The sequence below is a fragment of the Haladaptatus salinisoli genome (genome assembly GCF_020614375.1).
In the GTDB taxonomy this organism is placed as follows: domain Archaea; phylum Halobacteriota; class Halobacteria; order Halobacteriales; family Haladaptataceae; genus Haladaptatus; species Haladaptatus salinisoli.
The window spans coordinates 409,912-423,479 of record NZ_CP085330.1; the positions used below are offsets into that span (position 1 = coordinate 409,912).

A 13,568-nucleotide genomic window follows, 5' to 3' on the forward strand; every position below is an offset into this window, starting at 1 on the left:
TTTGGATTCACTGTAGAACTCACTAATGTGAGTCCAGTGGACGCCTGGATTGCACGTACATACGGTCGTCATCGCACGTCCCGGTGGTCGCCAAGAGCGTGCGTCGAACCCTTCCCAACCGCGCTTTCGCGGGATGGTGCATCGGTTAACTTCGGAATAGTTCGTTTCGCCCCCACGTACTTAAGGGGAGCGATTCGAACTACCCGACGGAACGGCCTTCCTCGGGATTCGAACCCGAGCGTTCTCCGAAGCGGAGATGCTCACCACTGAGCGAAGGCTTCCCTCGTCGAGGGGAGTAGCCTTGGTAGTTCTGAGGTGCCTCGTCGGAATACGAGGATGTCTCGGAGATGAACGCCACCCGTCAGCGCGCTGCTGACGGGAAAGGTGAGCCGGGCGCGTCGGCCCGGTCTCGATCGTTAGGAGGTGATCCAGCCGCAGATTCCCCTACGGCTACCTTGTTACGACTTAATCCCCCTTGCGAAGCCCAGATTCGACCATCGCCTGATGGCCTCATCCGGACCTCACTCGGGTGATTTGACGGGCGGTGTGTGCAAGGAGCAGGGACGTATTCACCGCGCTCTTCTGAAGCGCGATTACTACCGAATCCAGCTTCATGAGGGCGAGTTTCAGCCCTCAATCCGAACTACGACCGAGTTTCCGAGATTACCGTCCTCTTTCGAGGTAGGAACCCATTGTCTCGGCCATTGTAGCCCGCGTGTAGCCCAGCACATTCGGGGCATGCTGACCTACCGTTGCCCGTTCCTTCCTCCACGTTAGCCGTGGCGGTCTCCGTAATGTACCCAGCCACCACAAGGGTGCTGCTGGCAATTACGGATACGGGTCTCGCTCGTTGCCTGACTTAACAGGATGCCTCACGGTACGAGCTGACGGCGGCCATGCACCTCCTCTCAGTAGCTCTAGTAAGCTCATCAAACTGACCGTCACTGCTACTGTCGGTGCTGGTGAGATGTCCGGCGTTGAGTCCAATTAAACCGCAGGCTCCTCCGGTTGTAGTGCTCCCCCGCCAATTCCTTTAAGTTTCATCCTTGCAGACGTACTTCCCAGGCGGCTCGCTTCCGTCTTCACTGTGGCACAGCACAGGCTCGTAGCCTGTGCCACACCTAGCGAGCATCGTTTACGGCTAGGACTACCCGGGTATCTAATCCGGTTCGTGACCCTAGCTTTCGTCCCTCACCGTCGGGTCCGTCCTCCCAAGGTGCTTTCGCGATCGGCGGTCCGTCCAGGATTACAGGATTTCACTCCTACCCCAGACGTACCCCTTGGGTCTTCCGGCCCCAAGCCACGCAGTTTCCGCCGGACGCCTGCTCGTTGAGCGAGCAGATTTCCCGACGGACTTGCGTGGCCGGCTACGGACGCTTTAGGCCCAATAATAGCGGCCATCACTCGAACTGCCGGTATTACCGCGGCGGCTGGCACCGGTCTTGCCCAGTTCTTATTCGTGCATCACCTTACGATACACAAAAGCGAGGACTATATGCCCTCGCACTTGGAGTTCCCTTATCGCACTGTCGTGCAGTGTAAAGTTTTCGCGCCTGCTGCGCCCCGTAGGGCCCGGAATCTTGTCTCAGATTCCGTCTCCGGGCTCTTGCTCTCACAACCCGTACCGATTATCGGCACGGTGGGCCGTTACCCCACCGTCTACCTAATCGGCCGCAGCCACATCCTATAGCGCCGGAGCGTTTCTAGCTCTCCGTATTCCAACGTGAGAGCCTTATCCAGTATTAGCCCCAGTTTCCCGGGGTTATGCTGGTCTATAGGGTAGTTTGGCCACGTGTTACTGAGCTTTCCGCCACGAGTCTAAACTCGTGCAACTAGCATGGCTAAATCGAACTCCAATAGCAATGGCCTCTGGCAGGATCAACCAGAATGCCGCTGGACGCGAAGTCCAGCATTGTAGGCGGAGACACTCTCGAAGAGAGTGTATCACATCGTTCGAGACACCGCGTCGATTCCGACAAGGTGTCACCGAACTACCAAGGCTAACATCAGATTCCATCGTGTACGGCTGACCGCAGGGGTGGAATCCTCATTTCCTGATGACCGTGACGGGATGTCCGCCACCGTCCTTCACATTACTGCGAAGTTGTCGCCGTCATATAAGGGCTTCGAATCAACCCGTACCGAGGTGGATCGAAACACCGGGCGACTTCGACATTCTATCCGAGTGGCCGGTCGAATTTAAGTACATCGAATCGAACCCGCCGTGACACGTTTCGGCAATCCACACCGCGGTATCGTTCGATTGACCGCGGCCCCGGTCGCGCCGTGCCTTCCTACGCGAACGAAACGAGCGATTACTCGGCCGAAATCGACCGTTTCTCACGGTTTTTGTGTACGCCCCCGGAGGCCGACGCCGCGCGGAGCGCGCCCGAAGGACGACGAACGGGCGTCGCGGTCACGAACCGGCGGACTTCGGTTCGGCCGACCCCGCGGAGACCACCGGGGGTGTCCGGAGGAGGGGTCGCCGGTGACGGCGACGGGGCCGGACGTCGAGCCGTCCCGTGTTTTGAGAATCTGGTCAGAATTCCTTTTTGAGTAGCGGCGGTCGAATAGAGTGGGTCGAGTGACCTCGACCGCCGAAACGAACCGACCGGAGTTGGCACCCATGTCAAATACACCGCGCCGTGGTGGGAACGCGACGACGGAGCAGCCCATCGAAGAGACGGGATACGGCCCGCCACAGCACTCGACGCGCGCAAAGGCACCCGAGCAGACGCTCTACGGCAACCCGCAGCACGAGACTGACGTCGTGGTCAACGCCGACCTCCGAGAATCGCTCGGCTACGAACTCTCCTGGAACGAAAATCGAGACGAGCGGCGACGGCGACGCGAACGCCCGCGGTTAGTTTCGCCGTGTAACACCGAACAGTCCCACCCATGACAGCCACGAAACAGAAAGACGGGTTCGACGACTTCGTCGAAGCCTGCGACGAGTGTGGAACCGACACCCCGCATCAGGTGGAGATTTCGATTCTCACGGAGAACGAGGCGAGCGACAACGCCGAGTTCTCGCGAGAGCCGTACCGCGTCGCCACCTGCCGATGGTGCGGGGAGACGACCGCCGTCCGGATGAACAACGCCTGACACCCATGGCGCACGACACGCCCACCGGGAGCGGCGTTCGCGTTCGACGACCGAGCGCGCCGTCGCGGAACCGCTGTCGAAAGTGCGGTGCGTTCGTCACGCCGCAGTTCGCCCGCGTGTTCGGGAACAACGTCGACGAGGTGTACGGGTGTTTCACCTGTCTCGAAAAACGGGCGGTACGCCGAGGCGCGGCGCGCGTCGGGTACGAGTAGCGCCCCCGAGAGCCGAAGCGACCCGGTGCTCAACTGGGGAGGTAATCGGCGAAGAACTCCCGATCTTCTCGCTCGATGCCGAGTGCGTACAACACCGCCGCGAACGCGGCGAGTCCGAGGACACCTCCGATCGCGCCCAGCACGAGCGCGGCGAGCGCGCCGGAGACGGGAAGCGAGACGGGACCGGTGAGGAAGTACTTGGATCCGTACATGACGAGCGCCGCCGCCGCCGCGGCGAACACCGGCTTGGCGTACTTTACGGAGTAGGGGAACAGCCCCTCCGTGTACCACACCTCGGCGATTCGCAGGAGGTTGACCGCCGCGATGACCGTGGCGCTGGCGACCGCCGCCCCGATGAGGCCGAACTGCTGGATGAACAGGTAGTTGAGCGCGACGTTGAACGCGCCCAGCACCCACTGGTTGACGAGCGTCAGGTAGTGGTGGTCGGTCATCATCAGCACGTACCCGCTGGGACCGACGCTCGCGTTCGTGAGTTGGGCGACGACGAACAACAGCAACACCCCTTGTCCCTTGGTGAAGCCGTCCCCGAAGAGCGTGAGCAGTTCGTTCGAGTAGACGATGGCGCCGACCGCCGGAAACAGCGCCATCGTGAACGACCACCGGGTCACCCGCCGGTAGAGCGACTCCAAGTCGCCCATCCGACCGTCGCTGTACATGCGCGAGGCGATGGGCGGGAACAGTTGGCTGAAGGCGCTCAGCGGGAGGATGAGCAGTCCGGCTAGCACGGTGGCGCTCCGGTAGATACCGGCGGCGTCCGGACTCGCGATGTACGCGCCCAGGAAGCCGACCATCAGGATGTCGACGCGGTTCGAGAGGACGTACCCGGCCTGGTTGAGCGTCAGCGGAAGGGAGAAGTCGTAGAACTCGACGACCTCCGACCGGGACGCGCGAAACGACGGTCGGAGGTCGGTCCTCGTCAGCACCAGCCAGACGGCCGCGACGAACACGAGTACGGTCGCGGCGACCGTCGCGGCGACCACGCCGAAGATTTGGTAGCCGAGCAACAGCGCGATTCCGACCGCGGCGAAGCGGGTGATCGGAATCAGGACGTTCATGATGAAGACCTGATACTCCGGCAGTTCGAGGCCCTTGAAGACGCTCTTGATGCAGTTCGTGAGCGTGTTCAGCGGGAGAACGAGCGCCAGCACCCGAAGGACGCCGGTGAGGTACGGACGGTAGGCTTCGTCGGCGAAGCGCGTCACGACCGGCGCGGCGAAGTAGAGGGCGGCGGCGACGACGACGCCCGCGACCAGCGAGGTGAGGTAGGCGAGGCCGAGCATCCGGCGTCGCTTCCTCGGGGCGTCCTCGTACTGCGGAACGAACTTCATGATGGACTGGTCCGTCCCGAGATTGGTCAACACCTCCACGAACTGCAGGAGGATGAAGCTGAACGAGTAGACGCTGAACAGCACCCCGCCGAGTCCGCGCGCTAAGACGAGCGTGATGAGGAATCGGAGGCCGTTGTCGAGCCCCTTCCCGACCATGAAGAACGACGCGCCGCGGGAGAGCGACCGGAGCGGCGAGTACGAGTCCGACGACTGGTCAGCCATTGGCGTGGGGAGACGGTAGTGAACTACCGGGAATTATCCCTTCCGCTTTCGCCCTGCGGGGAGCGCTCGTCGCGTCCGCCGCGGCCCGGGAGGTCACAGGTAGCCCAGTTCCTCCAGGCGCGCCTCCGTCGTCGAATCGATGTCCGCGTCGGCGTCGGGGGAGCCGTTCCGCGCCGACTCCTTCGCGTCCGCTATCGGCTCGTCGAAGAACTCGGATTCGACGGCCGGCGTCCCCTCCGTCGTCTCGACCCGCCGCTGCCACGACGGGCGGTCGGGGTCGAGTTCGTACTCGATGCGGGTGCCGAGCGAGTCCCAGACGGTCTTGGTCGTCCCGTCGTACGCGCACCGAATCGCTCGGTCCCAGTACTCGTAGTCTGACGGCGGCTCCGGACCCGCGCTCATCCCGATGAGCTCCGCGGGAATCCGATCGCGCTCCACGTCGGGCGTCCGCCCGTGCGCCAGCCCGACGACCAGGTCGCCGAGCGCGAGTTGCGAGACGGGCTCCGTCTCGCGGTCGTCGTAGCCCTCCGGCGGGTTGACGATACACAGCGGAACGTGGAGCAGGCCCTCCGAGAGGCTGCTCTTGTGGTTCGCCATGAAGTCGTCCGCCTCGTCGCCGTGGTTCTCTCCGTGGTCGGAGGTGACGATTATCGTCGTCTCGCGCTCGGACCGTTCGAGCACGTCCGTCACGAAATCCGCGACGACGCGGTCGAGGTACTCGATGGTCGCCCCGTACACCTCCTTTCGGGCGCGCCAGTAGTCGTCGTGTTCCCCCGGTTCGTCCATCAGCTCCCAGACGCCGTACCGGCTCGACGTCCACGAGTTCGGAACGCGCTGGAGGGACGAATCGAACGCGAGACAGGGCTGAAGCGGTGTGTGCGCGTCCATGAGATTGCAGAAGCCGAAGTACGGGCGATCGATTCCGTCGATGTGGCGCTTCGCGGCGCGGAGCACCGCCGACGCGCCGTCGTCGACGCCCTTCGGCACCGGGCCGTCTTTCGTCAGCTCGTGGAGGTAGCCGAGCGCGGTGTTCTTCAGGCTCCGAACCGGGTATTCGTGCGTCAGCGCCGCCCGCAGGTACTCGACGTACTTATCCGGACCGCTGGTGTCGACGCGTCGGCTCGCCTCCCGGAGGCTCGTCGCTTCGGGGTAGCGGTGTTTGGGTTCGACGGGGGAGAACTCGTCGAACCACGAGTCGAAGCCGTAGTCGGGGTTGACGAAGGCGTTCGCGCTCGCGCCGAACGCGGTGTAGCCGTCGAGGTCGTCGAGGAACGTCTCCGCCCGGTCGATGGTGTCGAACCGGCGGTTGTGGGTGTGAACGCCGTGGTTCGAGGGGAGCTCCCCGGTGAACATGCTCGCGTGGCTCGGGACGGTCCACGAACTGGCGGCGCGACACCGGGTGAACGAAACGTCCGCGAGCCGCTGGAGCCGCTTCGCGTAGTCGGCGAAGAAGTCCGCGCGAACCGTATCGAGACACACGACGAGGACGTTGCGACGCTCGTTCGCGTCGTCGTCTGCTGCGGGAGCCATTGCTACCCTGATTGCACATGGAAGGTAAAACGGTGTTGGCCAGAAATTTTGGATATCGACCGTTAGCCGAACGTCGACGCGGCGTAACATCCGCCGGTCGGGGGAGGGTCGGAATCGCGCTCGGCGACGGGTCGGAGACGGGGTCGTCCGGCGTCGGTGTTTCTGCTGCGCTCTCGACTCACTTCGACTCACCGCGGTCGCGGCGACCGTTCGACAGATTCGAAGGAATCGAGGAAGACGGCGATGGAAACCGCGTGAACGGGGGCGACGACCGCGGAACTCACGAACGTGCCGACGACGGGCGTGCTCCCGATAATCCACGCCGAGAGGCCGACCGCCAGGACGAGACCGAACACCGTGACGCCCTCGCCCGCCGTGAGCCGCGAACTCCGTCGGACCGCGGTTCGAACGTCCGCGCCGGCGACGACGAGCGCCGGCGCGACGAACAACCGAACGAACGCCGCGAAGAGGCCGACGAGCGCGACGAGGGTGACGAGTCCGAGACCGTCGACCGCGCCGAGGAGGCGAAAGGTCGCTTGGACGGCGGCCACGAACGTCAGGTACGTGAGCAATCGCCCCGTCGTCCGCTCCGCGTCGAACGCTCGGGCCAGCGTGTACCACCCGGCGATACCGACCGCGAGGAACGCGAGGAGCTCTAAGCCGACCGCCCAGAGGAGGTACGGGAGTTTCATATCCACGAGCGCCGCGAGGGGGAGCCCCGTCGTCTCGGAACCCGTCGGATAGAGGGAGAACTGCACCCTCACCGTCGTCTCGCCGAGACCGTCGGAAACTCGCGTCGGGACCGCGTCGACGCGTCGTAATCGACCGACGACGCTGAGGACGACGCCCGCCGCGACGAACGGCGCGACGAGTCCGAGGTCGCGGCCGAGGCGACGGACGGCCTCGCCGAGAATCCCGGTCGTGGTTCGATGCGTTCCGGAGCGGGCGTCGAACGCCGGAAACCGCGCACCGTCGCTCATCGCCCCTCCTCCAGCGCGACGACGCGGCCGTGAGAGACGACGTACAGCACGCCGTCACCGACGGCGGGGGGAGACGCCGGACCCGTTTCGAACCGCCACCGAACCGCCCCGGTCGCCGCGTCGAGCGCGACCAGTTCGGAGGAGAACGAGGCCGACACGTAGACGACGCCGTCGGCGACGACCGGCGTCCGCTCGCCGAGAACGGGGGCCGACCAGAGCACATCCCCGGTGGCGAGGTCGAGCGCGAACAGCGACCCGTCGTCCCCCGCGGACGCGACGAAGACGCGACCGTCCGCGACGGCGGCGGCACCCTCGGTCGCGTTTCCGTCGTGCCGAAATCGCCAACGAACGCTCCCGTCGCGGGAATCGAGGGCGACGACGCCGGTTCGGTGGGGAACGACGACGGCATCGTCCGTCGCGGTCGGCGCGAGTACCATCTGTTCGTCGAGGTCGCGTGTCCACAGACGGTCGGCGGTCGTCGCGTCGTACGCGCTGACGCGGAACGGCCAGTTGACCGCGAACAGCGTTCCGTCGCGAAACGCGAGACGGCGGAGTTCGTCGCCGGAGGAACGTCGCCACAGTTCGCGGCCGCTGCTCGCGTCGAGCGCGACGATGCGAGCGGCGTCGGGGGCAGGTCCGGGAACGGTCGCGTAAACGGTGCTCCCGACGGTGACGGGCGGAACGGCGCTCGGCGAACCGAAGAAATCGAAGCTCGGTTCGCGGCTCGACCCGTGCCATCGTTCGACGCCGAACTCGTAGTCGAAGAGGCGAATCCCGCCGCCCGCGTTGAGGCCGTAAACGCCGGTCGGGGCGGTCACGGCCAGCGTGTCCGTCTCGTAGGCTTCCGCGTCCGCCCGCGCCGGACTCGACCGGTACGGCCCCTCGCGGGAGAAGCGCGTCGCCCCCGTCGCCGCGTCGAGCGCGACCAGTCCTCGACCGATCGCGTAGAGGGTATCGCCGAGGAGGACAGGCGAGGCGACGCCGCCCGAGAATCGCTCCGGTCGGCGTCGCCACTTCACTCGGGCGGCACGTTTCGGCCCGACTGCGTCCGGGTTGTATCCGGTTCCGGCGGCGTCGTAGCGCGCCATCGGCCAGTCGGTGCCGGCGTCGCGTTCGTCGGGAGCGACGTCGCTACCGACCCGGTCGGCGAGGACGGTACAGGAACCGAAGACGGCGGTTCCCAGTCCTGAGAGGGCGGTTCTTCGGGAGACGTCGGGGACCATCTCCCGGATTGTTCCCCGGCCGTGGTAAATACTTCTTGGTAATTTCACTCCTCGCGCGCGACGACCGTCCCGCCCTCCCCGACCGCGACCGCCCGCCGAGCGCCGAGCGCGACCCCTCGAAGCGCCCCGGTCGCGGGCGTCGGAACGCGCTCCCAGTCGGCGGTCGCGCCCGCGCGCTCGTAGACGACTCCCGAGTCGGCGCACGCGACGGCCCGACCGTCGTCCAGCGCGAGCGCCCGGAGCGCCTCGTCGCCGAGTCGAACCGGCGTCCAGTTCCCGTCGTCGTACCGGTGGAGGACGCCGTCGTCGGCGGTCGCGGCGCAGTCGCCGCGCGCCGTCGCTGCGACGTCCGTGAACGTTCCGTCCGCGCTCTCGACGCCGACCCGTCGAAACGACTCGCCGCCGTCCGTCGTCTCGAAAACGCAGTCGTTCGTGTCGCAGAGGTAGCCGACGGACGTATCGACGAGCGCCGCGGCGCAGAGGCTCGACCCGCTTCCGGGTTTTACGGGGGCGTCCCACGCGACGTCCCCGTCTCGACGGCGGCCGCGCAACACCTGACCGGAGCCGTTGACGAGGAGTATCGTCTCGTCGCCGTCCGACCCCGCGACGGCGACGTCAGCCCAATTGTCGGTGACCCCGGACGGCGCGGAGTGGTCGGCGTGCCGACCCGTCTCCGGGTTCAACCGACCGAGCGCGCCGCCGTCGCCGGCGAACCAGACGGCGCTTCCGTCGGTCGTCGCGTCGACGCCGCGCAGGTCGTTCGCCTCCGCGCCCGGTCCGTCCGGAAGCGCGACGCGCCACTCGCGCTCGGTCGCGCGCGCGAGGACGACACCCCCTTCGCCGACGGCGTGCGCACCGGCGTCGGTGACGCCGGCGTCGAACAGCGTCGCGTCGGTCGGGACGTCGGCCGTCGTCCAACTCGCCGTCCCCGCCGCCGGTTCGTCGGGGTCGATGGGAGCGTCCTCCGAGTCGGACGCGGATTCGGTCGCGGAATCGACGCCGGCGGCGTCGGTGCCGTCCGCATCGACGCCGCCGAAATTTCCCCCGGAGAGGTAGAGCGCGACCGGCGGGACGACGTAGACGGCGAGCGCGACGACCGCGAACCCGTCGTGCAAGAACGTCAACATCCCGAACGCGGTCAGCGCCGCCGTCGCCAGCGCGTGCAGCCACGTCTTCGTGTAGCGCCGGTAGAACGCGACGAATCCGCGAGGGGAGCGAGCGGAGCGTTCCATCGGGAGGTCGTACTCGCGCGGAACGGAAATGACCTTTCGCCCGAGGGTGGCGAACCGGGGGTCGTTCGCGTCGGCCGAGACGGCGATCCGGAGAGAGTGTTCGCTATCGACGTTTCGCGTCCGGTTACGAACGCCTCTAGACGGTGACTTCTCCCCCTCGCCGCGACGGAACCGCCAGAGCGGTCAGCCCCGCTCAATCGAAGTCGTCCGGGTCGAACCGGTACTCCCCGTCGGGATGGGTCGGAGTGGGCCGCCCCAGACGAATTTCCGAGAGGAAAAACCGGAAGAGGACGACGATTCCGACGAACGCCGGTAGCACCGTGAAGAACGGAATCGTCGCGTTGAGCCAGCGAACCAGCTCTAACACCTCCGGCAGCGCCACTAGCATTCCCATGTGTACTATGTCATGACGGCACATACTTTAATTTTTCTGTGACATCGTGAGACGCTGATTTATCCGAGCGTCGTCGCGGAGGACGTCGCCCGCGGCGGACGTCGTAGCCGGCCGACGGTACTCGTTCGAAAGAAGAGCGAGGCGGTCGATTCGGTTTCGCGTTTTACGGTACTTGACGCGCGACCCCGTCAGGTGGAGTAGCCCGGCGACTGCGATTCGATGACGGTCGACACGTCCTCCAGTTCCTCGCCGACCGTCGACACGACGTCGTCCAGCGTCGCGATTCCCTGTAGCTTTCCGTCCTCGTCCACGACCGGAACGCGGCGCACGTTTCCGTCCGCCATCTTCTTCGGCAACTCGACGGCCTCCGCGTCGGCTTCGATGGTCAGCGGGTCCTCGGTCATGAGGTCGCTCGCCTTCGCGGACGAAACGTCCGAACCGTCCCCGACCGCGAGGGCGATGTCGCGGTCGGTCACGATGCCGACCGGTTTCTCGTCTTCGACGATGACGATGTCCCCGATACCCTCGTTTTTCATGGTACCGGCCAGTTCTTCGACCGCGGTATCTTTGCTTGCCGTGACTGCGTCGACAGCCAAGTTACCTACGGGCATGGTTCGGTCGAATATGGACGCTGGATATCAATCAAAGGTTTGGCCGCCCGTCCGACGACGGAGGAGTACCGGAGAAGCGGACGGTAGAGCCGAGTTCTTTTACCCTCGCGTTCCCTCGAACCAGCATGTATCCCGTCTCGCGCTATCTGAGCATCGACGCCGCGGAGTCGCCGACCCTCACCGTCGACGGCGCCCTCGTCTTCCTCGTCAACACGACGGGCACGCCGCAGGTTTGGACGCTCGACTCGCCGAACGCGTGGCCCGACCGACTCACCACCCACGACGAGCGAGTCTCGTTCGTCTCGGCGTCCCCGACCCGTCCGGAGGTCGTCTTCGGCATGGACGAGGGGGGCGACGAGCGCGACCAGCTCTACCGGTACGATCTGACCGACGGAACCGAAACCCGACTCACGGACGTTCCCGAGGCGATACACCTCTGGGGCGGCTGGAGCCCCGACGGCGACCGCGTCGCGTTCGCCGCGAACCGCGACGACCCCGGGAGGTTCGACGTGTACGTGCAGGGTCGGGACGACCGCGACGCGACGCTCGTCCGCGAGGGCGAGGGCGGCTTTCTCGGCGTCGAGACGTGGGGCGAGCCGGGCATCGTCCTCTCGAAGGCGAACGCCAGTTTCGACCAGAATCTCTCCCTCCTCGACCCCGAGACGGGCGACCGCCGCGGGCTCACCGACGGGGCGGAAGCGAGCTACGCGGACGCGCAGTTCGGCCCCGGCGGCGACCTCTACTGCGTGACGAACCGCGGCACCGACACCGCCTACGTCGGTCGAATCGACCTCGACGACGGCACCCACGAGGTCGTCTGTGACGGCGGCGAGTGGAACGTCGAGCGACTCGCCCTCCACTCCGAGACTGGGCGCGTCGTCTGGAGTCGGAACGCGGACGGTTACTCCGAGCTATCGGCCGGCCGACTCGCGAGCGACGGGGCCGCCGTCGAATCGCTCCCCGACCCGGACCTACCCGAGGGGGTCGTCTCCGAATTCGCGTTCGGTCCGGACGGAGGGCGGTGCGCGCTCTCGCTGAGCCGGAGCGACGACCCGAAGAGCGTCTACCTCCTCGACCCCGAGACCGGTGCGGCGGAGCGGTGGACCGACTCCGGAACGCTCGGCATCCCGCGCGACACCTTCCGCGAACCGGAGACCGTTCGATACGAATCGTTCGACGGTCGGACGATTCCGGCCTACTGGACGCGTCCGGCGGACGCGAGGCCGGGCGAGACGCCCGTCATCGTGGACATCCACGGCGGGCCCGAGCACCAACGCAGGCCGTGGTTCTACCCGATGAAGCAGTACTACCTCCGGCGCGGCTACGCCGTCTTCGAACCGAACGTCCGCGGGTCGTCCGGCTACGGCAAGGCGTACGCCCACCTGGACGACGTGGAAAAGCGGATGGACTCGGTGCGGGATATCGCGGCGGCGGTCGAGTGGCTCCGCGAGCGGGAGATCGTCGACCCCGACCGAATCGTCGCCTACGGTCGCTCCTACGGCGGGTTCATGGTGCTCGCGGCCATCACCGAGTACCCCGATCTCTGGGCGGCGGCGGTCGATTTCGTCGGCATCGCCAACTTCGTCACCTTCTTGGAGAACACGGGCGAGTGGCGTCGTTCGCACCGCGAGCGCGAGTACGGGTCGCTGGCGGACGACCGGGAACTCCTCGAAGATATCAGCCCCATCCACGAGGCCGATCGCATCTCCTGTCCGTTGTTCATCCAGCACGGCGCGAACGACCCCCGCGTCCCGGTCGGGGAGGCGAGACGGATCGCCGAGGAGGTTCGCCGTCGGGGCGTTCCGGTCGAGACGTGCATCTTCGAGGACGAAGGACACCACACCACCTCGCGGGAGAACCTGATAGCGCAGTTCGAACGAATCGCCTCGTTCCTGGACGAGCACGCGTAGCGACGAACGACCGCGCCCGAGTCGCCGATTCCACGGTTCGATTTCACGTTCTACTGCGGCGCAGTCGACCGAGAGTGGGACGTGGTGACAATCCTTATACGCATTCGGGGCGGAGAGCACGCATGGAGGATATTTTCGTCGGTCGGCTCATGACCACCGACCTGTACACCGTCTCCCCGGATACGCTCGTCGAAGACGCCGCCCGGTCGATGCTCGACCGGGAAATCGGTTCGGTGCTCGTGGTGGACGAGGAGAACGAGTTGAAGGGTATCCTGACAACCACCGATTTCGTCGAAATCGTCGCCAAGAGCCAGCCGAAGGCGAAGACGGCGGTTTCGACCTACATGTCGACGGACGTCGTCACCGCGACGGCGCAGGACTCCATCCGCGACGTCGCGGACGCGATGATAGAGCACGGCTTCCACCACGTGCCCGTCCTCGACGACGCGGAAGGCGTCATCGGCATCATCTCGTCGACGGACCTCGCGTCCTACCTGTCGCACGTCCAGACGCCGAGTCCGTCGTAGTCGGCTCCATCGAACGGTCGGTGACCTGAGAGGGCGGGCGACGCACGCGGGAACGCTCAACAGGGCGTCACCGAGTCGCCGCGAACGCGGCGTGAGCGTTCGGGGGTGACGACGTAGAGCGCGTTCGACCCGCCGTCCGCCGCCGTCTTCTCCGTCGAGTACGAGTACGGGTGCGTGACCTCGACGGACACGCCCTCGGCGGTGCGCTCGGTGACCGTCGCCCGCTCGTCCATCGTCGTCGGGTACGTCCCCCAGTCCGTGAGACAGGACGCG

13 protein-coding genes and 1 rRNA gene are annotated in these 13,568 nt (G+C 65.9%); 5 read left to right on the forward strand and 9 right to left on the reverse strand.

What is annotated here, in order from left to right; all coding sequences use genetic code 11:
* Positions 1-418: 418 nt before the first annotated feature.
* Positions 419-1,889: ribosomal RNA gene (locus LIX00_RS22590) — 16S ribosomal RNA — on the reverse strand.
* Between the two features lie 737 nt (positions 1,890-2,626).
* On the opposite strand from LIX00_RS22590, the gene LIX00_RS22595 reads away from it, so the two are divergent.
* The 3 genes from LIX00_RS22595 to LIX00_RS22605 are packed head-to-tail and all read left to right on the forward strand — an operon-like array spanning position 2,627 to position 3,317.
* Entirely contained in the window at positions 2,627-2,902 is a 276-nt protein-coding gene (locus LIX00_RS22595) for a hypothetical protein (RefSeq protein ID WP_227356774.1), read from the forward strand.
* On the forward strand, positions 2,899-3,105 hold the full coding sequence (locus LIX00_RS22600) for a DUF7835 family putative zinc beta-ribbon protein (protein WP_227356775.1): 207 nt from the start codon (positions 2,899-2,901) through the stop codon (positions 3,103-3,105). Before LIX00_RS22595 ends, LIX00_RS22600 begins: the two co-directional genes overlap by 4 nt.
* Before the next feature lie 5 nt (positions 3,106-3,110).
* A complete protein-coding gene (locus tag LIX00_RS22605) occupies positions 3,111-3,317 on the forward strand; it encodes a DUF7563 family protein (protein ID WP_227356776.1) in 207 nt (68 codons plus the stop codon).
* A 29-nt stretch (positions 3,318-3,346) separates the two neighbouring features.
* Here LIX00_RS22605 and LIX00_RS22610 read toward each other — a convergent pair whose 3' ends face one another.
* The 7 genes from LIX00_RS22610 to LIX00_RS22640 all read right to left on the reverse strand — a co-directional run bounded on the left by LIX00_RS22610 (position 3,347) and on the right by LIX00_RS22640 (position 10,858).
* Complete coding sequence (locus tag LIX00_RS22610; RefSeq protein ID WP_227356777.1) at positions 3,347-4,888, reverse strand: flippase; 1,542 nt, start codon at positions 4,886-4,888, stop codon at positions 3,347-3,349.
* 93 nt (positions 4,889-4,981) lie between these two features.
* Positions 4,982-6,418 carry a sulfatase-like hydrolase/transferase gene (locus LIX00_RS22615; RefSeq protein WP_227356778.1) on the reverse strand — a complete coding sequence of 479 codons (1,437 nt, stop codon included), beginning with the start codon at positions 6,416-6,418 and terminating at the stop codon, positions 4,982-4,984.
* 188 nt (positions 6,419-6,606) lie between these two features.
* Positions 6,607-7,398, reverse strand: a complete 792-nt coding sequence (locus LIX00_RS22620) for a hypothetical protein (RefSeq protein WP_227356779.1) — start codon at positions 7,396-7,398, stop codon at positions 6,607-6,609.
* Positions 7,395-8,621: an outer membrane protein assembly factor BamB family protein gene (locus LIX00_RS22625; RefSeq protein ID WP_227356780.1), complete on the reverse strand. Its 1,227-nt coding sequence runs from the start codon at positions 8,619-8,621 to the stop codon at positions 7,395-7,397. Before LIX00_RS22625 ends, LIX00_RS22620 begins: the two co-directional genes overlap by 4 nt.
* A gap of 44 nt (positions 8,622-8,665) precedes the next feature.
* On the reverse strand, positions 8,666-9,853 hold the full coding sequence (locus LIX00_RS22630; RefSeq protein ID WP_227356781.1) for a sialidase family protein: 1,188 nt from the start codon (positions 9,851-9,853) through the stop codon (positions 8,666-8,668).
* A gap of 193 nt (positions 9,854-10,046) precedes the next feature.
* Positions 10,047-10,247 (reverse strand): hypothetical protein, encoded by a 201-nt coding sequence (locus tag LIX00_RS22635; protein ID WP_227356782.1) that lies wholly within the window; start codon positions 10,245-10,247, stop codon positions 10,047-10,049.
* Between the two features lie 188 nt (positions 10,248-10,435).
* Positions 10,436-10,858: a CBS domain-containing protein gene (locus LIX00_RS22640; RefSeq protein ID WP_227356783.1), complete on the reverse strand. Its 423-nt coding sequence runs from the start codon at positions 10,856-10,858 to the stop codon at positions 10,436-10,438.
* Between the two features lie 125 nt (positions 10,859-10,983).
* Here LIX00_RS22640 and LIX00_RS22645 point away from each other — a divergent pair, with 125 nt between their 5' ends.
* Entirely contained in the window at positions 10,984-12,768 is a 1,785-nt protein-coding gene (locus LIX00_RS22645) for a S9 family peptidase (protein WP_227356784.1), read from the forward strand.
* 122 nt (positions 12,769-12,890) lie between these two features.
* A complete protein-coding gene (locus LIX00_RS22650; RefSeq protein ID WP_227356785.1) occupies positions 12,891-13,295 on the forward strand; it encodes a CBS domain-containing protein in 405 nt (134 codons plus the stop codon).
* 56 nt (positions 13,296-13,351) lie between these two features.
* On the opposite strand, the gene LIX00_RS22655 is transcribed toward LIX00_RS22650, so the two are convergent.
* Positions 13,352-13,528 carry a hypothetical protein gene (locus tag LIX00_RS22655; protein WP_227356786.1) on the reverse strand — a complete coding sequence of 59 codons (177 nt, stop codon included), beginning with the start codon at positions 13,526-13,528 and terminating at the stop codon, positions 13,352-13,354.
* Positions 13,529-13,568 lie beyond the last annotated feature (40 nt).